Annotated in this window: 19 protein-coding genes and 1 pseudogene; 8 read left to right on the top strand and 12 right to left on the bottom strand. The window is 61.9% G+C overall.

The genetic code is table 11. The features are described from left to right. Positions 1-71 precede the first annotated feature (71 nt). Positions 72-287 carry a dodecin gene (locus BM403_RS22190; RefSeq protein WP_012721485.1) on the bottom strand — a complete coding sequence of 72 codons (216 nt, stop codon included), beginning with the start codon at positions 285-287 and terminating at the stop codon, positions 72-74. Positions 288-441: 154 nt separating this feature from the next. On the opposite strand from BM403_RS22190, the gene BM403_RS22185 reads away from it, so the two are divergent. Then, on the top strand, positions 442-768 hold the full coding sequence (locus BM403_RS22185) for an ElaB/YgaM/YqjD family protein (protein WP_003170746.1): 327 nt from the start codon (positions 442-444) through the stop codon (positions 766-768). An 11-nt stretch (positions 769-779) separates the two neighbouring features. Here the strand turns inward: BM403_RS22185 and BM403_RS22180 are convergent, their stop codons facing one another. Then, positions 780-1,676 (bottom strand): LysR family transcriptional regulator, encoded by an 897-nt coding sequence (locus BM403_RS22180; RefSeq protein WP_012721484.1) that lies wholly within the window; start codon positions 1,674-1,676, stop codon positions 780-782. A 110-nt stretch (positions 1,677-1,786) separates the two neighbouring features. On the opposite strand from BM403_RS22180, the gene trpB reads away from it, so the two are divergent. The 3 genes from trpB (at position 1,787) to BM403_RS22165 (ending at position 4,399) form a co-directional block, all read left to right on the top strand. Next, positions 1,787-3,013 carry a tryptophan synthase subunit beta gene (gene trpB / locus BM403_RS22175; protein WP_012721483.1) on the top strand — a complete coding sequence of 409 codons (1,227 nt, stop codon included), beginning with the start codon at positions 1,787-1,789 and terminating at the stop codon, positions 3,011-3,013. Continuing rightward, a complete protein-coding gene (trpA, locus tag BM403_RS22170; RefSeq protein WP_093544843.1) occupies positions 3,013-3,822 on the top strand; it encodes a tryptophan synthase subunit alpha in 810 nt (269 codons plus the stop codon). The genes trpB and trpA overlap by 1 nt, the downstream gene beginning before the upstream one ends. A gap of 136 nt (positions 3,823-3,958) precedes the next feature. Further along, on the top strand, positions 3,959-4,399 hold the full coding sequence (locus BM403_RS22165; RefSeq protein ID WP_012721481.1) for an anti-virulence regulator CigR family protein: 441 nt from the start codon (positions 3,959-3,961) through the stop codon (positions 4,397-4,399). Between the two features lie 182 nt (positions 4,400-4,581). Here the strand turns inward: BM403_RS22165 and BM403_RS22160 are convergent, their stop codons facing one another. The 6 genes and pseudogenes from BM403_RS22160 to BM403_RS22135 all read right to left on the bottom strand — a co-directional run bounded on the left by BM403_RS22160 (position 4,582) and on the right by BM403_RS22135 (position 10,209). After that, positions 4,582-5,892: an MFS transporter gene (locus BM403_RS22160; protein ID WP_012721480.1), complete on the bottom strand. Its 1,311-nt coding sequence runs from the start codon at positions 5,890-5,892 to the stop codon at positions 4,582-4,584. 115 nt (positions 5,893-6,007) lie between these two features. Continuing rightward, positions 6,008-7,156, bottom strand: coding sequence for a galactonate dehydratase (dgoD, locus tag BM403_RS22155; protein WP_012721479.1), 1,149 nt, complete (start codon positions 7,154-7,156; stop codon positions 6,008-6,010). 48 nt (positions 7,157-7,204) lie between these two features. After that, complete coding sequence (locus BM403_RS22150; RefSeq protein WP_046035868.1) at positions 7,205-7,825, bottom strand: 2-dehydro-3-deoxy-6-phosphogalactonate aldolase; 621 nt, start codon at positions 7,823-7,825, stop codon at positions 7,205-7,207. A 1-nt stretch (position 7,826) separates the two neighbouring features. Next, positions 7,827-8,786 carry a 2-dehydro-3-deoxygalactonokinase gene (locus BM403_RS22145; RefSeq protein WP_093544840.1) on the bottom strand — a complete coding sequence of 320 codons (960 nt, stop codon included), beginning with the start codon at positions 8,784-8,786 and terminating at the stop codon, positions 7,827-7,829. Between the two features lie 110 nt (positions 8,787-8,896). Beyond that, positions 8,897-9,227 (bottom strand): annotated as a pseudogene (locus tag BM403_RS22140) (DOPA 4,5-dioxygenase family protein). Positions 9,228-9,258: 31 nt separating this feature from the next. Further along, positions 9,259-10,209, bottom strand: a complete 951-nt coding sequence (locus tag BM403_RS22135) for a choline sulfate utilization transcriptional regulator (protein ID WP_064053161.1) — start codon at positions 10,207-10,209, stop codon at positions 9,259-9,261. A gap of 103 nt (positions 10,210-10,312) precedes the next feature. Between BM403_RS22135 and betC the strand changes: the two genes are divergently transcribed. From betC to BM403_RS22120, 3 genes are all read left to right on the top strand, one after another. Further along, positions 10,313-11,827, top strand: coding sequence for a choline-sulfatase (gene betC / locus BM403_RS22130; RefSeq protein ID WP_093544837.1), 1,515 nt, complete (start codon positions 10,313-10,315; stop codon positions 11,825-11,827). Positions 11,828-11,845: 18 nt separating this feature from the next. Next, a complete protein-coding gene (choX, locus tag BM403_RS22125; protein WP_064053163.1) occupies positions 11,846-12,760 on the top strand; it encodes a choline ABC transporter substrate-binding protein in 915 nt (304 codons plus the stop codon). A 96-nt stretch (positions 12,761-12,856) separates the two neighbouring features. Then, complete coding sequence (locus BM403_RS22120) at positions 12,857-14,425, top strand: SulP family inorganic anion transporter (RefSeq protein ID WP_046035866.1); 1,569 nt, start codon at positions 12,857-12,859, stop codon at positions 14,423-14,425. Between the two features lie 49 nt (positions 14,426-14,474). Here the strand turns inward: BM403_RS22120 and aroE are convergent, their stop codons facing one another. Next, positions 14,475-15,293 (bottom strand): shikimate dehydrogenase, encoded by an 819-nt coding sequence (gene aroE / locus BM403_RS22115; RefSeq protein ID WP_093544834.1) that lies wholly within the window; start codon positions 15,291-15,293, stop codon positions 14,475-14,477. After that, on the bottom strand, positions 15,293-16,225 hold the full coding sequence (hemF, locus tag BM403_RS22110; protein ID WP_093544831.1) for an oxygen-dependent coproporphyrinogen oxidase: 933 nt from the start codon (positions 16,223-16,225) through the stop codon (positions 15,293-15,295). The genes aroE and hemF overlap by 1 nt, the downstream gene beginning before the upstream one ends. Positions 16,226-16,384: 159 nt before the next feature. Here hemF and BM403_RS22105 point away from each other — a divergent pair, with 159 nt between their 5' ends. Beyond that, entirely contained in the window at positions 16,385-17,362 is a 978-nt protein-coding gene (locus tag BM403_RS22105; protein WP_046035865.1) for an NADPH:quinone reductase, read from the top strand. A gap of 147 nt (positions 17,363-17,509) precedes the next feature. Here the strand turns inward: BM403_RS22105 and BM403_RS22100 are convergent, their stop codons facing one another. Both BM403_RS22100 and dprA read right to left on the bottom strand, forming a co-directional pair. Continuing rightward, entirely contained in the window at positions 17,510-18,067 is a 558-nt protein-coding gene (locus tag BM403_RS22100) for an L-threonylcarbamoyladenylate synthase type 1 TsaC (protein ID WP_012721468.1), read from the bottom strand. 54 nt (positions 18,068-18,121) lie between these two features. Then, positions 18,122-19,216, bottom strand: a complete 1,095-nt coding sequence (gene dprA, locus BM403_RS22095) for a DNA-processing protein DprA (RefSeq protein WP_093544828.1) — start codon at positions 19,214-19,216, stop codon at positions 18,122-18,124. Positions 19,217-19,234: the final 18 nt, after the last annotated feature.

Raw genomic sequence — 19,234 nt, 5'->3', positions numbered from 1 at the left:
GTGGCATCGGCACCCATTGGTTGTAGCGCAGGTTATGGCAATCGGCCAGTCGGCAAGTTCAACCGATGCGATCAACTACTGGCAATTCGGAATCCCACCTTGAGGGTGACCTGATAGTGCGCGACCTTGCCGTCTTTGATGTGGCCACGGGTTTCAGCCACCTCAAACCACTCCAAGTGCTTGATGCTCTTGTTGGCTTCGGCGATTGCGTTGTTGATGGCGTCCTCGATGCTGGTCGTCGATGAACCCACCAGTTCGACTTTCTTGTACGTGTGATGATCAGACATGGCGTTTCTCCTGAGGTCTCTAGTGAGCGTAGCAGTCAATGTTCGTACTGCTTCAGGCGACGGTTCCTACCTGAAAGTTCAGATTTACTGCACTTTCTGAAACGGCCGCAGTCGGTATCTACACACGCCACTCAATCACTTCAGGAGAGTCCAAATGGCTAACACTTCTTTACGCAAAGCATCGCTGGAAAGCATGGAAGCCGAGATTTCGAGCCTGCTCAAGTCTCTGGAGAGCCTCAAGGACGATGCGTCCGATGAGTCGCGCAAAACGTTGAAGGCCCTGAAAAGCAACGCCGAGAATGCCCTCAAGCACTCCCGTCACCTGATCAGCGATGCCTACGAAGAAAGCAAAGTCAAAATCCGCGAAACCGGTGTTGCCACCCGGGATTACGCACAAGAGCACCCATGGACCACAGCCGGCGTCGCTGTCGGTGCACTGGGTCTGCTGGCTGCTTATCTGCTGTGCAAACGTGGTGACTGATTGTTTACCGGCTAAACCGGCTCGCGCAACAGCTCAGCCTTGAGCCACTGCGCCAGTTGCCCAGCGCGCCCGTCTGCGGCGCGCTTGGGTAGCCACAACGCCAAGTGCGCCGGGGTTTCACTGAACCCCCACGGCGCCACTAGGCGGCCTGCTCGCAGGTCCTCTGCCACCAATGGCTCGGGTGCAATCGCCACCCCCAATCCCGCCACTGCCGCCTCCAGCAAATAATACAAATGCTCGAACCCCTGGCCATGCTTCAGTGCGCCGGGCGCGATGCCGTGTTGCTGCGCCCAACTGGGCCAGGCTTGCGGGCGGGAGGTGGTGTGCAATAACGCTTCATCACACAAGGCCTGGGCGGGAGCCTGGCGCAAGTGCTCGTAGCCGGCATACCGTGGGCTCATCACAGGCCCGATGCGCTCGCTGGCCAGTTCATACACCTGCATATCCGCCGGCCACGGCGGCTCTGCGAATACCAGCAAGGCATCCAGACCCGGCCGCCTGGGGTCGAGATCACCGTCACCCGCCGAGAGGTGCAGGCGCAAATCCGGCAGGTCGGCGTTCAAGCGCCCCAGGCGCGGGATCAACCAGCGTGCCAGCAAGCTACCCGAGCAACCCAGCACGAACGGTGCATCGGCGCTGCTTTGGGTCAGCTCGGCGCACACATCTCGCAGCCGGTCGAACGCCTCGGCGCTGGCATCACGCAAACGCACGCCGGAATCTGTGAGTTTAAGGCCACGCCCATCCTTGACGAACAGGCTGATACCCAAGTGCTCTTCCAACACCTTCAACTGACGGCTGACGGCGCCATGGGTCACGTGCAATTGCTCGGCGGCCTGGCTGACGCTATTGAGCCGCGCTGTCGCTTCAAAGGCACGCAAGGCGTTAAGGGGCGGAAGGTCTCGGCTCATTTGTGAGTTTTCCTGACAGGTTGCGGCGATCTTATCGGTTTTCAGCGTGGAACGTCAGGGGTAGAGTGGCCGTCATTGCTTTTCACACGAATGCTTACCTGGAGCCTCCCATGACTCAGTCCCAGACCGATCTACGCAACGGCCCAGACGCCAACGGCCTGTTTGGCGCGTTCGGCGGCCGTTACGTCGCTGAAACCCTGATGCCGTTGATCCTCGACCTGGCCCGCGAATACGAAGCGGCCAAGGACGATCCGGCATTCAAAGAAGAATTGGCCTACTTCCAGCGCGACTACGTCGGCCGTCCAAGCCCGCTGTATTTCGCCGAGCGGCTGACCGAGTTCTGCGGCGGCGCCAAGATCTACCTCAAGCGCGAAGAGCTGAACCACACCGGCGCGCACAAGATTAACAACTGCATCGGCCAAATCCTTTTGGCACGGCGCATGGGCAAAAAACGCATCATCGCCGAGACCGGCGCCGGCATGCACGGCGTGGCCACTGCCACCGTGGCTGCTCGCTTTGGTCTGCAATGCGTGATCTACATGGGCACCACCGACATCGAGCGCCAGCAAGCCAACGTGTTCCGCATGAAGCTGTTGGGCGCCGAAGTGATCCCGGTGGTGGCCGGCACCGGCACCCTCAAAGATGCGATGAACGAAGCCCTGCGTGACTGGGTGACCAACGTCGACGACACGTTCTACCTGATCGGCACCGTGGCCGGCCCACACCCGTACCCTGCCATGGTGCGTGACTTCCAGGCCGTAATCGGCAAGGAAACCCGCGACCAGTTGCAAGCCCAGGAAGGCCGCCTGCCGGACAGCCTGGTGGCGTGCATCGGCGGCGGTTCCAATGCCATGGGCCTGTTCCACCCGTTCCTGGATGACACCAGCGTCGAGATCATCGGCGTTGAAGCGGCCGGCTACGGCATCGAGACCGGCAAGCACGCCGCCAGCCTCAACGGCGGCGTACCGGGCGTGCTGCACGGCAACCGCACCTTCCTGTTGCAGGACGACGACGGCCAGATCATCGACGCCCACTCTATTTCCGCAGGCCTGGACTACCCCGGCATCGGCCCTGAACACGCCTGGTTGCATGATATCGGCCGCGTCCAGTACACCTCGGTGACCGACGACGAAGCCCTGGACGCGTTCCATAAATGCTGCCGCCTGGAAGGGATCATTCCTGCACTGGAAAGCGCCCACGCCCTGGCCGAAGTGTTCAAGCGTGCACCGACCTTGCCGAAGGATCACCTGATGGTGGTCAACCTCTCGGGCCGTGGCGACAAAGACATGCAGACGGTGATGCACCATATGGAAACCGCTAAGCAGGAGAAACACTGATGAGCCGCCTGCAAACCCGCTTTGCGCAGCTGAACGAACAGAATCGCGCCGCCCTGGTGACCTTCGTCACTGCTGGCGATCCTGGCTATGACACCTCCCTGGCGATCCTCAAAGGTTTGCCGGCCGCCGGCGCCGATGTGATCGAACTGGGCATGCCGTTCACCGACCCAATGGCCGACGGCCCGGCAATCCAGCTGGCCAACATCCGCGCGCTGGAAGCCAAGCAGAACCTGGTGAAAACCCTGCAGATGGTTCGCGAGTTCCGCAAGGACAACAACGACACGCCACTGGTGTTGATGGGCTACTTCAACCCGATCCATAAATACGGTGTGCTTAAGTTCATCGCTGACGCCAAGGAAGCCGGGGTCGACGGCCTGATCGTGGTCGACATGCCACCAGAGCATAACGGCGAGCTGTGCGACCCGGCCCAGGCCGCCGGCATCGACTTTATCCGCCTGACCACGCCGACCACTGACGATGTGCGCTTGCCGACAGTCCTGAACGGCAGCTCCGGCTTTGTGTACTACGTGTCGGTGGCCGGCGTGACCGGTGCCGGCGCCGCGACCCTGGAACACGTCGAGGAAGCCGTGACCCGTCTGCGTCGTCATACCGACCTGCCGATCAGCATCGGCTTCGGTATCCGTACGCCGGAACAAGCGGCGGCCATCGCCCGTCTGGCCGACGGAGTGGTGGTGGGTTCGGCGCTGATCGATCACATCGCCAACGCCAGCAACGACCAGCAAGCCATCGACGGCGTGTTGAGCCTGTGTGCGGCGCTATCGGAAGGCGTTCGTAACGCTCGTAAGTAAAGGCTCCGTAACCAGTAGGTAAAGTTCCTGATACAGAGGAATCAACCCGCTCGGGCACGGCCTAAACAGCAAGACCAAGGGATTTCGAACCGTGTTCGAGATCCCTTTTTTGTAGGTGTGCCCTGAGGAATACCCGATGAAAATGCCCAAATCCGTGATTGCGGGCCTTGGCGTGCTGGTGCTTGGCGCCAGCGCCCTGGTGCAGGCCGCGCCTTATGACCAAGGCGGCCCAGACCGTGGCGGCCCGCAAGGCCAGCACGAACAACGTGGCGACGACCATCGCGGCCCGCCGGATAACCGTCGCGGCGGCCCACCCCAGGACTTTGGCCCGGTTCGGCAGATCATCCACGACAACCACGGCCAGTTCTCCCGTGGCGCGCCGCCGCCGCCGAATGTACGCCTGGTGCGTGGCCAGCCGTTGCCTCGTGGTTATTACGGCGAACGCCTGGACAACCGTGCACTGGCGCGCCTCCCGGTGTATCCAGGTTATGAATGGCGCCGTTCCGGGCCGGACGTGGTGTTGATCGCGGTGGGCACCGGCATCGTCTACGAGATTCTCGACGGCGTCCTCAACTAAGCCCGGACGATAGGGTGGCGACTTAGCTTCTGTGGTGAGCGGGCTTGCCCCGCGTTGGGGTGCAAAGCGCCCCCAGAACGGTCAGCGCGTAACACCTGACCAAACGCAGCGGCCTCAATGGGGCTGCTGCGCAGCCCAACGCGGGGCAAGCCCGCTCACCACGACAAGCGCCTGACCGTGGGTTATTCATTGAGCTCGATTCGCTCCACCTTACCGACCAGCAACACATAGGAAAGCGCGCCCAGCAACGCCAGCACCGCGATATAAGTGATCGCCGGCGCAAACGAATCGCCACTGGCCAGGAAGCCAATCACAATCGGCGTGGTAATTGCCGCCAAGTTGCCGATAAAGTTGAACACGCCACCGGTCAATCCCAGCAAGCGTGCGGGGGCCAGTGTCGACACCAGCGACCAGGTAATCGAGGCCAGGCCATTGCCGAAGAACGCCACCGCCAGGAACGCAATCACCCACGCCGTCGAGTCCACGTAGTTGGCGCCGATGATCGCCGTGGAAATCAGCAACCCACCAATGATCGGCAACTTGCGCGCAAACCCCACCGACGCGCCGCGACGAATCAGCCAGTCGGAAAACACCCCGGAACACAGCACGCCGACAAACGCCGCGAGAAACGGCAACGACGCCAGCAGGCCGGACTTGATGAAGTCCATGCCGCGATATTTCACCAGGTAGGTCGGGAACCAGGTCAGGAAGAACCAGAGCGTGGAGTTCAGGCAGAACTGACCCAGGTAGATGCCCCAGAGTTTGCGCTTGCTCAACACGATGCCCAGGTCAACCCAGCTGAACGGCGCCTTGACCGTTTTCGCCTGCATATCCACCAGCCCGCCCCCTTCACGGATCAGCTCGATCTCCGCGGCGTTGGCGCCTTTGAAATCCTTGGGCTCGCGATACACCGCGTACCAGATCACCGCCCACAGGATGCCCACGCCGCCCGTGGCGACAAACACCATGTGCCAGCCAAATGCGTGCTGCAGCCAAGCCAATACCGGCGTGAGAAACGCCAGCCCGACAAACTGCCCGGACGTGTACACGCCAATCGCCGTGGCGCGCTCGCGCTCGGGAAACCACGTGGTGACCACGCGGCTGTTGATCGGGTAAGCCGGGGCTTCCAACGCCCCCACCGCCATACGCAGCACGAACAGCGCGATAAAGCTGGCAGCGAAGCCGAGCATCACGGTGGCAATGGACCACAACAGCAGTGCAGCGGTGTAGAGAATGCGCGGCGGCACGCGGTCCACCAGCCAGCCGCCGGGGATTTGCATGGCGGCGTAGGTCCAGCCGAACGCGGAGAAAATCAGCCCGACGTGCACCGGGTCGATGCCCAGTTCACTGGTCAGCGCGGGCGCTGCGATCGACAGGTTGCTGCGGTCGAGGTAGTTGATCACCACAGTGATAAACAGCAGCACCATGATGAAAAAACGCTTTCTGGTAGGCGTGACGAGAGAAGCCTGCCCGGTGAAGGACTCAGGGTGCATGGGGGATGCCTCTTCTTATGTTTATTGAGGACAGATCTGACTGAAGAAACGAGGTAAATGTGGGAGGGGGCTTGCCCCCTCCCACATTCTCTAACCGCGTTTGTTCAGAGGAAAATCACCACTCGGCGAAGCTGCCGTCGGCGTGGCGCCAGATCGGGTTGCGCCAGCGGTGGCCGATGGCCGCGCGTTCGATCACGTATTCCTCGTTGATCTCAATGCCCAGGCCTGGCCCGTTAGGGATCTTCACGAAGCCTTTGTCGTAGTCGAAGACTCGCGGATCTTTCACATAGTCGAGCAGGTCATTGCTCTCGTTGTAGTGAATGCCCAGGCTTTGCTCCTGGATAAACGCGTTGTAGCAGACCGCGTCCAGTTGCAAGCAGGCTGCCAAGGCAATCGGGCCCAGCGGGCAGTGGAGGGCCAGGGCCACGTCGTAGGCTTCGGCCATGTTGGCGATCTTGCGGGTTTCGGTGATGCCACCGGCGTGGGACGCATCCGGCTGAATGATGTCGACGTAACCTTCGCTGAGCACGCGCTTGAAGTCCCAGCGCGAAAACAGGCGTTCGCCCAGGGCAATCGGCGTGCTGGTCAGCGGTGCCAGTTCTTTCAACGCTTCGTAGTTTTCGCTGAGCACCGGCTCTTCGATAAACATCAGCTTGTACGGGTCCAGCTCCTTCATCAGCACCTTGGCCATGGGTTTGTGCACCCGGCCATGGAAGTCGACGCCGATACCGACGTTGGGGCCCACGGCATCACGCACGGCGGCCACGTTGGCCAGGGCCAGGTCGACTTTTTCGAAGCTGTCGACGAACTGCAGTTCTTCGGTGCCGTTCATTTTTACCGCCGTGAAGCCACGGGCCACGGCCTCTTGAGCGGCGCGGGCGGTGTCGGCCGGGCGGTCGCCGCCGATCCACGAGTACACGCGAATCTTGTCGCGCACCTGGCCACCGAGCAGGTCGCTGACGGAAACGCCGAGGGCCTTGCCCTTGATGTCCCACAGCGCCTGGTCGATACCGGCGAGGGCGCTCATGTGCACGGCACCGCCCCGGTAGAAGCCGCCACGATAGAGTACGGTCCAGATGTCTTCGATATTGCGGGGGTCTTTGCCGATCAGGTAGTCGGACAGCTCTTCGACGGCAGCTGCCACGGTGTGGGCGCGGCCCTCGACCACGGGCTCACCCCAGCCGGTCACGCCCTGGTCGGTCTCGACCTTGAGGAAGCACCAGCGCGGCGGGACGATGAAGGTCGTCAGTTTGGTGATTTTCATCTGTTATCTCTCTTATAGATGCGGCGCCTGTGGGCGCGGAACTTGAAGTCAGCTCAGGGCTTTCCAGGCGGCGACATAAGCCTGGGCGCGGCTCGCTACCTGATCCACTGTCATACCCGGTTTAAACAACCCGGAACCCAGCCCGAAACCTTTGGCGCCGGCGTCGATGAACACCTGCATGTTGTCCGGGGTGATGCCACCCACCGGCAGCAGCAAGGTGCCGGCCGGCAATACCGCCAGCCACGCCTTGATCACCGCCGGGCCCATTTGCTCAGCCGGAAACAGCTTCAATACGTCGGCGCCTTCGGCCAATGCGGCGAAGGCTTCGGTCGGCGTCGCCACGCCCGGCGACAGGAACAGCCCCGCCGCTTTCGCGGCACGCAACACCTTGGCATCGCTGTGAGGCATTACGATCACCTGGCCACCGGCCGCCTTCACCTGCTCGACCTGCTCAGGCAGCAACACCGTACCGGCACCGATCAGGCAATCGGCGGGCAGGCTGTCGCGCAGGGTGCGGATGCTGGTGTAAGGGTCAGGCGAATTCAGCGGAACTTCGATCACGCGAAACCCGGCCTGGTACAGCACCTGGCCAACGGCCTCGGCTTCGTCCGGGCGGATGCCGCGCAGGATGGCGATCAAACCGTTTTGCGCGAGTGCTTGCTTGAGCATGTCAGGCCTCCGATACAGGTTGAGTGAGCCCGGCCGCCACGGCCAGTTGCCACAGGCCACGCTCGGTGGCTTCCTGCGCCAGGCTGACGTGGGCAAAGCCGCAAAGGGCAAGGGCGCGTTTATAACGGGCGCAGAGAGGAGCGGCGCCGACCAGGACGATCGGCGTGTGTTTTGCGCTGCCGGGCAAGCCGGCGAGTTCATGGCCAATCAGCAGCCCGGAGAGGTAGTCGGGCTGCTGGTCGGGGGCGAGTGCGCCAGTGAGCCCGAGGGTGCGTGCACTGAACAGGGTCGACAGCACACCGCGCTCGCCGTCCGTCGACAGCGCCACGTGCACGCCTCGGTCAAAGGCTTCGGCCTGGAAATGCTCGCAAGGTTGCTGGGTGCGCCCGAGGATGCTGTGCTTGCTCAGCACCGCGAACAGCTCGCCGGTCATGAAGGTGTCGAAGTGGGTGATGCAGCCTTCGACCACTTCGACCCATTTGGAATGGCTGCCGGGCAGGCCGATCAACCCATCGACGCCCAGCCCTTGCAGCACGCCTAATACCTGGGTTTCTTCGCCGCGCATCACGTTGGGCAAGCCAACCTGCTCGATCACACCCGGCACGATATGCACGTCGACCCCACGCAAGCTGCGTACCCGGTGCAGGGCCTGGCCCAGGCTCGCCACGTCGACCGGGGTGTTGCGGTAGGCCGCTTCGCTCCAGCCCTGGGCGCTGCCGACCATGCCACAGGCGATCACCGGCAGGGTGGGCGCGGCGTCGAGCCAATCGCCGCAGGCTGCATCGAACGCCAACTCGAAGCCATCGCTGCAGTGAACACCGGCGATAACCCGCGGCTCGCTGGGCAAATGCATGATGCCCCACGCCAGCGAGCGCTGTTCCAGCACCACGCCTGCGGGGCCGAGTTTATAAGCACGAAGGGAGCTGGTCCCCCAATCGAGCGCGATCAATTGCGCCTGCATCGCTTCACCTGAGTTCTGAGCGGATGCAGCGAATATAAACCTACGCGCGAGGAAGTCTCAATATATAAATATCAATCCCATATTTAGGGATGATGATTTGGAAATGAGAGTCAGGAAAAGGCTGACAAGTTCAGTTCCCGCATGGCGCCCATCCAGATGGCATAGTCGGTGTGATCCTTCAGGTCATCGCCGGTATCCGGGTGCAGAAACACCACCAGCCCATTGCGATGGATGACCAGCCACGGCAGCACCACGCCGATGTATTCGGCATCGAACGCCAACTGGCAGCTCCAGTCCGGGTGCGGGCCTACCGGCCTTTGGTGCACGCGCCCCATGCGCAGCGGGAAAAGCTTGGCGGCGTCTTCGCACAAGGTGCGCGCCTGTTCGATAGTGTTCGCGTCGAAGTAGATGTGGGCGTGGTAACCCTTTGATACGTTGCATGACGGACTCCGAATCCAATAGGCGCCAGATGCTAGACCGCAATCGACGGCAGGGCCAGCCCGGTCAGCGACTGCGCGCTGCTGGCCTGCTCGGCCACCAGCCAGTCGACAAAGCGCTCCACCAGCTGCCCTCGGCGTTTGCGCTGCGGCTGCACCACGTAATAGCCGAAACGCGAGATGACGGTGTCGCTGAGCGGTCGGCACAGCCAGTTCTGCTCCAACAGGTTATCCACCAAATGGCGCCAGCCGATGGCCACACCCTGGCCGGCAATCGCGGCCTGGATCAGCAGAGTGTAGTTGTCGAAGCGCAGTTGGCCGGGCGTGGGCGCCGTGGCGATGCCCAGTTCGCGAAACACGCCGCTCCAGTCGAACCACTGGCTGTTATTTTCCTGGCGCAGGTGCAGCAAGGGGAAATCGTGCAAATTTTGTACAGTCAGCGGTGTGGCCTGATCCTTCAGCCACTGCGGGCTGCACACCGGGAACACTTCCTCGTTGAACAACCACAGGCTGTCGCCCTGCTTGAAACGCCCGTCGCCAAACAGCACTGCCACGTCAATGTCGCTGCGCAACGTGGCGTGGTTGCGTTCGCTGGTCACCAGGCTCACATCCACCTGAGGGTTGGCCGCGTGAAAGCGATGCAAACGCGGCATCAGCCAATAGGCGGCGAACGCGAAGTCGGTGGCCACTTGCAGCACTTCGTGCTGATCCTGCTGGGTGATCGCGCTGAGGCCCGCGTTGATGGCCTGCAAACCGCCCTGCACATGCTCGAACAACAGGGCGCCGGCATCGGTCAGCTCGATGCCCCGGTAGATGCGATCAAACAGGCGGATCGCCAGCTGTTCTTCCAGGCGCTTGATCTGCTGGCTGATCGCGGGCTGGGTGGTGCCCAGCTCCATCGCGGCGGCGGTGAAACTGCGGTGACGCGCTGCCGCTTCGAACGCGCGCAGCAAATCGAGGGACAGGTCACCGAGGGCTTCATACATAAGCTGTGCTTATCCTAGACATTGCTTTGGGTGGGCTTTACCCCATTTTCCATGGGCTGCATGCTCATTCGCATAAACACCGCCTATGGAATCCCGATAGATCATGAAGCGCAAGAACATTCTTTTCATCATGGCCGATCAAATGGCCGCGCCGATGCTACCGTTCTACGGACCTTCCCCGATCCAGTTGCCGAACCTGAGCCGCCTCGCCGCCCAGGGCGTGGTGTTCGAGGCTGCCTACTGCAACAGCCCGTTGTGCGCACCCTCGCGCTTTACGCTGGTGAGCGGGCAATTGCCGAGCAAGATCGGCGCCTACGACAACGCCGCCGATTTCCCCGCCGATGTGCCGACCTACGCCCACTACCTGCGCCGCCTCGGTTACCGCACGGCGTTATCGGGCAAGATGCATTTCTGCGGGCCAGACCAACTGCATGGTTATGAAGAGCGCCTGACCAGCGACATCTATCCCGCCGACTATGGCTGGGCCGTCAACTGGGACGAGCCGGACGTGCGCCCCACCTGGTACCACAACATGTCGTCGGTGCTGCAAGCCGGGCCGTGCGTGCGCACCAACCAGCTGGATTTCGACGAGGAGGTGGTGTTCAAGGCCCAGCAGTACCTGTTCGACCATATCCGCGAAGACGGCAACCAGCCGTTCTGCCTCACCGTGTCGATGACCCACCCCCACGACCCCTACACGATTCCCAAGCCGTTCTGGAACCTGTACGACGACGCCGACATCCCTTTGCCTACAACGCCTGCGCAGGGCGATCTCGATCCACACTCCCAGCGCCTGCTCAAGGTCTACGACCTGTGGGACAAGCCGCTGCCTGTGGATAAGATCCGTGATGCCCGCCGTGCCTACTTCGGCGCGTGCAGCTACATCGACAGCAATGTCGGCAAGCTCCTGCAAACCCTGGAAGACACCGGCTTGGCAGACGACACGATCATCATCTTCTCCGGCGACCACGGCGACATGCTCGGCGAGCGCGGCCTCTGGTACAAAATGCACTGGTTTGAAATGGCCGCCCGCGTGCCGCTGCTGGTGAGTGCGCCGGGGCAATTCGCGGCAGGCCGCGTGTCCAAAGCCGTGTCCACCGCCGACTTGTTGCCGACCCTGGTGGAACTGGCCGGCGGCGAGCTGGACCCGCGCCTGCCGCTGGACGGCCGTTCGCTGGTCCCGCACCTGCAAGGGCAGGGCGGGCACGACGAGGTGTTCGGCGAATACATGGCCGAAGGCACCATCAGCCCGCTGATGATGATTCGCCGTGGCGCGTACAAATTCATCTACAGCGAAGACGACCCTTGTCTACTGTTCGATGTACACAACGACCCTCGGGAACAGGAAGAACTCAGCCAGTCGCCGCCGCATCAGGCGCTGTTTGCAGCCTTCCTGGACGAGGCGCGGGCCAAATGGGACATCCCGGCGATCCACCAACAGGTGCTCGCCAGCCAACGCCGCCGCCGTCTGGTGTTTGAAGCACTGACCCAAGGCAAGCTGAAGAGCTGGGATCACCAGCCACTGGTGGACGCCAGTCAGCAATACATGCGCAACCATATCGACCTCGACGACCTGGAGCGCAAGGCACGTTATCCACAACCCTGCCAAAACCAATAAATAGTCAGAGGGAAGGCCATGCAAAAGTTAACTGTGGTGTTGGGTATGTTGGTACTGAGTAGCGCCAACGTGTACGCGGACGCCAGCTGCGAAACGGTAAAGATGGCCGATCCAGGCTGGAGCGATATCGCGGCCACCAATGCCATCACCGGTTTTTTGCTGACCGGCATGGGCTACAAGGCCAAGGTCGACACCCTCGCGGTCCCGATCACCTTCGGGGGGCTCAAGGACGGCCAGGTGGATGTGTTCCTGGGTAACTGGATGCCGGCGCAGCAAGGCTTCTACGACAAGTTCGTGGCTAATGGCGATGTGGTGCAACTGGCGAAAAACCTCGACGGCACCGAGTTCACCCTCGCCGTGCCGGACTATGTGTGGGACGCCGGGGTGCATGACTTCGCCGACTTAAACACATTTGCCGACAAGTTCGACAAGAAGATCTACGGCATCGGCTCCGGTGCACCTGCAAATATCTCGTTGCAGGAAATCATCAAGAAAAACGACTTTGATCTCGGCCAGTGGAAGCTGGTGGAATCCAGCGAACAGGCGATGCTCGCCGAAGTATCACGGGCTGTTAAGAAGCAGAAATTCGTGACCTTCCTCGGCTGGACTCCGCACCCGATGAACGTGCAATTGAAAATGCACTACCTCAAGGGTGGCGAAAAATATTTTGGTGACACCGGCAGTGTGTATACCTTGACCCGCAAGGGCTATGCACAGGCCTGCCCGAATGTAGGGAAATTGCTGACCAACCTGAGCTTTACCCAGGAGATGGAGAACGCAATCATGGCACAGGTGGCCAATAACAAGGTCAGCAACGCTGAGGCGGCGAAGGCGTGGATCAAAGCCAACCCGGCGGTATTGGACAAGTGGCTGGAGGGTGTAAAAACACTGGACGGCAAAGACGCACTCTCTGCAGTTAAAGCCAAACTCTAACGCTTGATGCAATCCAGATGTGGGAGGGGCAAGCCCTCTCCCACGGGAACTGATCTGGACTGATATTCTGCGCCAAACCTTTAAACCGAGTCTGCGATGCCCCGGCCCAACCGCCATACACTGTTCCCCTTCCTCAGCTGGCTCCCGCGCCAAACCCGCGCCAGCGTCGGCCGGGATGCAATCGTCGGCCTCAGTGGCGCGGTTCTCGCGTTGCCACAGTCGATTGCCTACGCACTGATCGCCGGCCTGCCCCCCGAATATGGCCTGTACGCTGCGATCATCCCGGTGCTGATCGCGTGCCTCTGGGGTTCATCCTGGCACCTGATCTGCGGGCCTACGGCGGCGATTTCCATTGTGCTGTATGCCAGCGTCAGTCCCTTGGCCGTGCCGGGCTCCCAGGACTACATCACCCTGATTTTGCTGCTCACCTTCCTCGCCGGGGTTTTCCAGTGGCTGCTGGGCATGCTGCGCTTCGGCGCGCTGGTGAATTTCGTCTCCCATTCGGTGGTGCTCGGTTTCACCCTGGGCGCCGCCGTGGTGATTGCCCTGGGGCAGTTGCCCAACCTGTTGGGGCTGGATCTGCCGAGCCAGGCCACGGCGATCAATAGCCTGCTGGCACTGATCCACCACAGCGGCGAATGGGACCATGCATCCCTTGCCCTGGGGCTGGGGACTCTGCTGGTGGGCGCACTGCTCAAGTACTTGGTGCCCCGCTGGCCGACGCTGTTGATCGCGCTGGCGTTGGGCAGCCTGGTGGCGTGGTTGTGGCCGGCGATGTTCGGGCATGTGGCGCTGGTCAGTTCGTTTATTGGCAAACTGCCGCCGTTCAGCCCGTTGCCGATGGACCTGGACATGATCCTGCGCCTGCTGCCCAGCGCCGTGGCGGTGGGCATGCTCGGGCTGGTGACCAGCCTGTCGATTGCCCGCTCGCTGTCGGCGCGTTCGCAACAATTGCTCGATGCCAACCAAGAGGTTCGCGCGCAGGGTTTATCCAATATCGTTGGCGGCTTTTTCTCCGGCTACTTGTCAGCCGGTTCGTTTACGCGCTCGGGCCTCAGTTATGAGGCGGGCGCGTGCTCGCCGTTGGCCGGGGTGTTTTCCGCACTGTGGGTGGCGTTGTTCGCATTGTTTGGTGCGGCGCTGATCGCACACATTCCGATCCCGAGCATGGCCGCGAGCATCCTGCTGATTTGCTGGGGGTTGGTGGACCATCGTGGCATTCGTGCGTTGTTCCGCGTCAGTCGCGCCGAGTTTGTGGTGATGGGCCTGACGTGCGTCGCCACCTTGCTCTTGGAGCTGCAAACCGCGATTTATGCCGGGGTGCTGGCGTCGCTGTTCTTCTACCTCAAGCGCACCTCGCAACCAAGGGTTCAGCAATGGCGCGATGGCGATGAGGATGTGTTGCGGGTGGGCGGCTCGATCTTTTTCGGCGCCAGCCACTACCTGCAAGTGCGCCTCCAACGTTTACAGGGCGAGCGGGTGGTGATCGAGGCGCAGCAGATCAACTTTATCGACTATTCCGGGGTGGAGATGCTGCACCAGGAGGCGCGGCGCTTGAAGGGCTTGGGGCGTAGCCTGACGTTGCGCCGGGCCAGGCCGCAAGTGGTGGAAGAGTTGAGGAAACTGGAAGGGGCCGATCAATGCCCCATTCACTTCCAAGACTGAATGCAGTTCAACTGTGGGAGGGGCTTGCTCCCTCCACATTGAATTGGGGTTAGGCCAATTGGCGGCGCAGTTCGGCCAACACCGGCGCCGACTTCGGACGCACACCGCGCCACAGGAAGAACGCTTCCGCTGCCTGTTCCACCAACATCCCTAAACCATCCATCGCCACCGACGCGCCTTGTTCAGTCGCCCAGCGGCAGAACGCTGTCGGTTCCTTGGCATACATCATGTCGTAGCAAAACGTCTTACGCGGTTCGATCAAGCTGCCGGCAATCGGCGGTACATCGCCTGACAGGCTGGCGGACGTGGCGTTGATGATCACATCCACCGGCTCACGCAGCCAATCGAAACCGCTGGCAGACACCGGGCCCAGATCGTCGAACAACTCGGCGAGCAACTCGGCCTTTTCCACGGTGCGGTTGGCGATGATCAGCGAGGCAGGCTGCTCGGCCAGTAACGGCTCCAGCGCGCCACGTACCGCGCCACCGGCGCCCAGCAGCAGGATGCGCTTGCCTCGCAGGCTCAGCCCGGCGTTGACCTTGAGGTCGCGCACCAGGCCGGCGCCGTCGGTGTTGTCGCCCAGCAGGCTACCGTCGGGCCGCTTGCTCAGGGTATTCACCGCGCCAGCGCGTTGAGCTCGTTCGGTGAGGATGTCGGCCAGGCGGTAGGCGTCTTCCTTGAACGGCACGGTGACGTTGGCGCCACGACCCTGTTGAAAAAACTTACGGGCACAGCCGGTGAAATCCTCCAAAGGCGCCAGCAAGGTGCTGTAGTCCAGTTGCTCGCCGGTCTGCTCGGCGAACATACGGTGGATCAGCGGCGACTTGCTGTGGCCGATGGGGTTGCCGAACACCACATAACGGTCCATCAGACCGCCGCCTTAGGCGCAGTAAGGCCCAGCCAGTCGCGGTCTTGCAGGAAGTAGTCGGTAAGGCGCGCTTCTTCGCTGCCGACCTCGGCCTTCCAGTCGTAGCTCCAGCGTACTTGCGGCGGCAGCGACATCAGGATCGACTCGGTGCGCCCGCCCGACTGCAGGCCGAACAGGGTGCCACGGTCGTAGACCAGGTTGAATTCAACGTAGCGGCCGCGGCGAAACTCTTGGAACTGACGCTGTTGCTCGGTATAGGCCATAGCCTTACGGCGTTGCACGATCGGCAGGTAAGCATCGATGTACGCGTCGCCGATGGCGCGGATGAAGGCGAAGCAGGTGTCGAAGTCCCACTCGTTCAAGTCATCGAAGAACAGGCCGCCGATGCCGCGCGGTTCGTTGCGGTGCTTGATATGGAAGTAGGTGTCGCACCATGCCTTGTAGCGTGAGTACACGTCCGGACCGAACGGCGCACAGGCCTGCTCGGCCACGCGGTGCCAGTGGATGCAGTCTTCTTCGTTGCCGTAGTAAGGCGTGAGGTCGAAGCCGCCCCCAAACCACCACACCGGCTCTTCGCCTTCTTTTTCGGCGATGAAGAACCGTACGTTGGCGTGGGACGTGGGGACGTGAGGGTTGTGCGGGTGGATCACCAGCGACACACCCAGGGCCTCAAAGCCACGGCCGGCCAGCTCAGGCCGGTGCGCGCTGGCCGAGGGTGGGAGACCGCTGCCAAACACGTGGGAAAAGTTAACGCCGCCTTTTTCGATCACCGAACCGCTTTCGATCACACGGGTGCGACCACCGCCGCCAGCTGGCCGGGTCCAGGCGTCTTCGATAAAGCAAGTGTCCGTCTCGAAGGTTTCCAGGGCGCTGCAAATGCGGTCTTGCAGGTCAAGCAGGTAGGCCTTTACAGCCTCGGTGCGGGTAGTCATGGCATCACCTTGAATCGGGCAAAGCTACGCGAGGCCATTGGGCATCGGCGGCAAATGGGCGCACAGGATACCACTGCACCCCATTGCGCCGCAGTTGACGAAGATCAAGCTTAGGAGTGGGATAGTGGGCTACGCGAATTCGACCCAAGGAGAAGGCAGATGGCAAAACGTATCCAGTTCAGCGCCCATGGCGGCCCCGAAGTGCTTGAGTATGTGGACTACACCCCGGCGGAGCCGGGCCCGCAGCAGGTGCGCGTGCGTAATGAGGCGATCGGCCTGAACTTCATCGACACCTATTTCCGCAGCGGTCTGTACGCCCCGCCCGCATTGCCATCGGGGTTGGGCGCAGAGGGCGCCGGTGTGGTCGACGCGGTTGGCAGCGAAGTCACCCAATTCAAGGTCGGCGACCGCGTGGCCTATGGCAGCGGCCCGCTGGGTGCCTACAGCCAACTGCATGTGTTGCCCGCCGCCAATCTGGTGCACCTGCCGGACGACATCAGCTTCGAACAAGCCGCCGGCGCCATGCTCAAGGGCCTGACCGTGCAGTATCTGCTGCGCCAGACCTACGAAGTGAAGGCCGGTGAAACCATCCTGTTCCACGCCGCTGCCGGTGGCGTGGGATCGCTGGCCTGCCAATGGGCCAAGGCCCTGGGCGTGAAGTTGATCGGTACCGTGAGTTCGCCGGAAAAAGCCGCAGTGGCCAAAGCCCTCGGTGCCTGGGAAACGATCAACTACAGCAAGGAAGATGTCGCACAGCGCGTGCTGGAGTTGACTGACGGCAAAAAGGTGCCGGTGGTGTACGACGGCGTCGGCAAGGACACCTGGCTGACATCGCTGGACTGCGTGGCGCCACGTGGGCTCGTGGTGAGCTTCGGTAATGCGTCAGGCGCAGTGGATGGGGTGAACTTGGGGATTCTGTCGGCCAAAGGCTCGCTGTACGTCACCCGACCGACCCTGGCGACGTATGCCAACAACCCGCAGAACCTGCAAGCGATGGCGGATGACCTGTTCTCGATGATCAAGAGCGGCAAGGTGCGCATTGATATCAACCAGCGGTATGCGCTGGCGGATGCGGCGAAGGCGCAGACGGAGTTGTCGGGGCGCCGGACCACAGGCTCAACAATTTTGCTGCCTTGACTGCCCCTTGTGGCGAGGGAGCTTGCTCCCGTTGGGCCGCGAAGCGGCCCCAAAACAGGCGATGATGTTTTTTCAGATAAACCGCATTCGCTGGCTTTGGGCCTGCTTCGCAGGCCAATGGGAGCAAGCGCCCTCGCCACAAAAGCGCTACGAAGGCCGCACCACCTCACCCGTCACCAGATCGCGAATCAAGCTCGGGTTCTTGCGCCCACCCAGGGCGCCACCCAACACCAGATCCACCTGCCCACGGAAATACTGCTCCACGCGAATCCGTGTGCGGGCAGCCGGGCGGCCTTGAGGGTTGGCCGAGGTGGAAATCAACGGCCCCACCAGCGAGCACAGATCCCGCACCAGCGGATGGTCCGTGACCCGCACCGCCACGGTGTCGTGCACACCTGTCACCCATTCCGGCAGCAGGCCCTGATGAGGCACCAGCCAGGTGTTCGGCCCAGGCCAAGTGCTGGCCATGCGGTCGATCCAATCCTGCGGGAAGTCTTCGAACAGGAAGTCGAACTGACGGATGTTGTCCGCCACCAGGATCAGGCCCTTGTCCACCGAACGGTTCTTGATGGCGAGCAAACGGTCCACTGCTTCTTCGTTCCACGGATCGCAGCCCAGGCCCCAAACCGCTTCGGTTGGATAGGCAATCACCGCGCCTGCGCGAATTTCTCGTGCGGTTTCCAGCACACGCCACCGGTTGACCATTGTTGACTCTCCAGACTAAAGCTCTGCGCAGTTTACCGATCTTCGTTACAAAACCTAGCAGCGCGCAAGCCAGCGCCCGCTTTCGCAGATGACCTGGCCCTCCAGCTCCAGCTCGGTAAGGGTCGCCAACACGTGGGACAACGACCGCCCGCTGGCAATCGCCAGGCCTTCACTGGTATGGGGTGCCGCGTGCAGCAGCGCCACCAGCGGATGCACGACCGGCATCGGCGTAGGGCGCGACAGCACCTGCCAACCGCGCAAGCCCTCCAGGATGTGCTCGATGGTTTCCACCAACACGGCGCCATCGCGGATCAACTGGTGACAGCCCTTGGCGCCGGGATGATGAATGGAGCCGGGGATCGCATACACCTCGCGCCCCTGTTCGGCCGCCAGTTTCGCAGTGATCAGCGAACCACTGGCCATGCTGGCTTCCACCACCAGCACGCCCAGGGACAGGCCACTGATGATCCGATTCCGCCTGGGAAAATTGCCGGCCTGGGGCGGGGCGTCCAAGGGAAACTCGGAAACCACGGCGCTGCCCTGATCAATCATCGCCGCCGCCAGCCGTTTGTGGCGCTGTGGATAAAAATTTTCGAGCCCGGTGCCGAGCACGCCGATTGTCTGGCCGCCCACATCCAATGCCGCTTGATGGGCTGCGCCGTCGATGCCTAGTGCAAGACCGCTGGTGATGACAAAACCGGCGCTCGCCAAACTGCGGGAAAACGCAGCCGCCGTGTCCATGCCGGGGCGAGAAGCACGGCGACTGCCGACCATCGCCAGTTGCGGTTTTTCCAGGATCAGAGGGTCGCCAGCGACAAATAACAGCGGTGGCACGTCATCAATCTGGGCGAGCAGAGCGGGGTAGTCCGGCTGGTCCCACATCAGCAAATGCTGGCCCTGACACGCCAGCCAGGCTAATGCCGCACTGGCACCGTCGCGGACTTCATGGCTGCGCCGGGCATCGGCACTGATGGCTGGCACCCCCAACGAACGCCAGGCACTGGCGGGCGCGCTGATGGCCTTTGACGCAGACCCGAAGGCTTCGATCAGTAAGCGAAAACGCTTCGGACCCAGCTCAGGCAGCCTGTGTAAGCGTAGTCGGGCTTCCAGTTCTGACGGGGATATTTCATGGCAGTTTATCGGATTCATTTGATCATCCTTGACCGG

It is taken from the genome of Pseudomonas sp. OV546 (assembly GCF_900116845.1).
Classification (GTDB): Bacteria; Pseudomonadota; Gammaproteobacteria; order Pseudomonadales; family Pseudomonadaceae; genus Aquipseudomonas; species Aquipseudomonas petroselini.
The sequence above is the reverse complement of the archived record's forward strand: the minus strand, read 5'-3'. Positions and strand labels throughout refer to the sequence as shown.

Coding starts and splice junctions, on each gene's coding strand:
- BM403_RS22190 (WP_012721485.1), bottom strand. CDS start 287: ATGTCTGATCATCACACGTACAAGAAAGTCGAACTGGTGGGTTCATCG.
- BM403_RS22185 (WP_003170746.1), top strand. CDS start 442: ATGGCTAACACTTCTTTACGCAAAGCATCGCTGGAAAGCATGGAAGCC.
- BM403_RS22180 (WP_012721484.1), bottom strand. CDS start 1,676: ATGAGCCGAGACCTTCCGCCCCTTAACGCCTTGCGTGCCTTTGAAGCG.
- trpB (WP_012721483.1), top strand. CDS start 1,787: ATGACTCAGTCCCAGACCGATCTACGCAACGGCCCAGACGCCAACGGC.
- trpA (WP_093544843.1), top strand. CDS start 3,013: ATGAGCCGCCTGCAAACCCGCTTTGCGCAGCTGAACGAACAGAATCGC.
- BM403_RS22165 (WP_012721481.1), top strand. CDS start 3,959: ATGAAAATGCCCAAATCCGTGATTGCGGGCCTTGGCGTGCTGGTGCTT.
- BM403_RS22160 (WP_012721480.1), bottom strand. CDS start 5,892: ATGCACCCTGAGTCCTTCACCGGGCAGGCTTCTCTCGTCACGCCTACC.
- dgoD (WP_012721479.1), bottom strand. CDS start 7,156: ATGAAAATCACCAAACTGACGACCTTCATCGTCCCGCCGCGCTGGTGC.
- BM403_RS22150 (WP_046035868.1), bottom strand. CDS start 7,825: ATGCTCAAGCAAGCACTCGCGCAAAACGGTTTGATCGCCATCCTGCGC.
- BM403_RS22145 (WP_093544840.1), bottom strand. CDS start 8,786: ATGCAGGCGCAATTGATCGCGCTCGATTGGGGGACCAGCTCCCTTCGT.
- BM403_RS22135 (WP_064053161.1), bottom strand. CDS start 10,209: ATGTATGAAGCCCTCGGTGACCTGTCCCTCGATTTGCTGCGCGCGTTC.
- betC (WP_093544837.1), top strand. CDS start 10,313: ATGAAGCGCAAGAACATTCTTTTCATCATGGCCGATCAAATGGCCGCG.
- choX (WP_064053163.1), top strand. CDS start 11,846: ATGCAAAAGTTAACTGTGGTGTTGGGTATGTTGGTACTGAGTAGCGCC.
- BM403_RS22120 (WP_046035866.1), top strand. CDS start 12,857: ATGCCCCGGCCCAACCGCCATACACTGTTCCCCTTCCTCAGCTGGCTC.
- aroE (WP_093544834.1), bottom strand. CDS start 15,293: ATGGACCGTTATGTGGTGTTCGGCAACCCCATCGGCCACAGCAAGTCG.
- hemF (WP_093544831.1), bottom strand. CDS start 16,225: ATGACTACCCGCACCGAGGCTGTAAAGGCCTACCTGCTTGACCTGCAA.
- BM403_RS22105 (WP_046035865.1), top strand. CDS start 16,385: ATGGCAAAACGTATCCAGTTCAGCGCCCATGGCGGCCCCGAAGTGCTT.
- BM403_RS22100 (WP_012721468.1), bottom strand. CDS start 18,067: ATGGTCAACCGGTGGCGTGTGCTGGAAACCGCACGAGAAATTCGCGCA.
- dprA (WP_093544828.1), bottom strand. CDS start 19,216: ATGAATCCGATAAACTGCCATGAAATATCCCCGTCAGAACTGGAAGCC.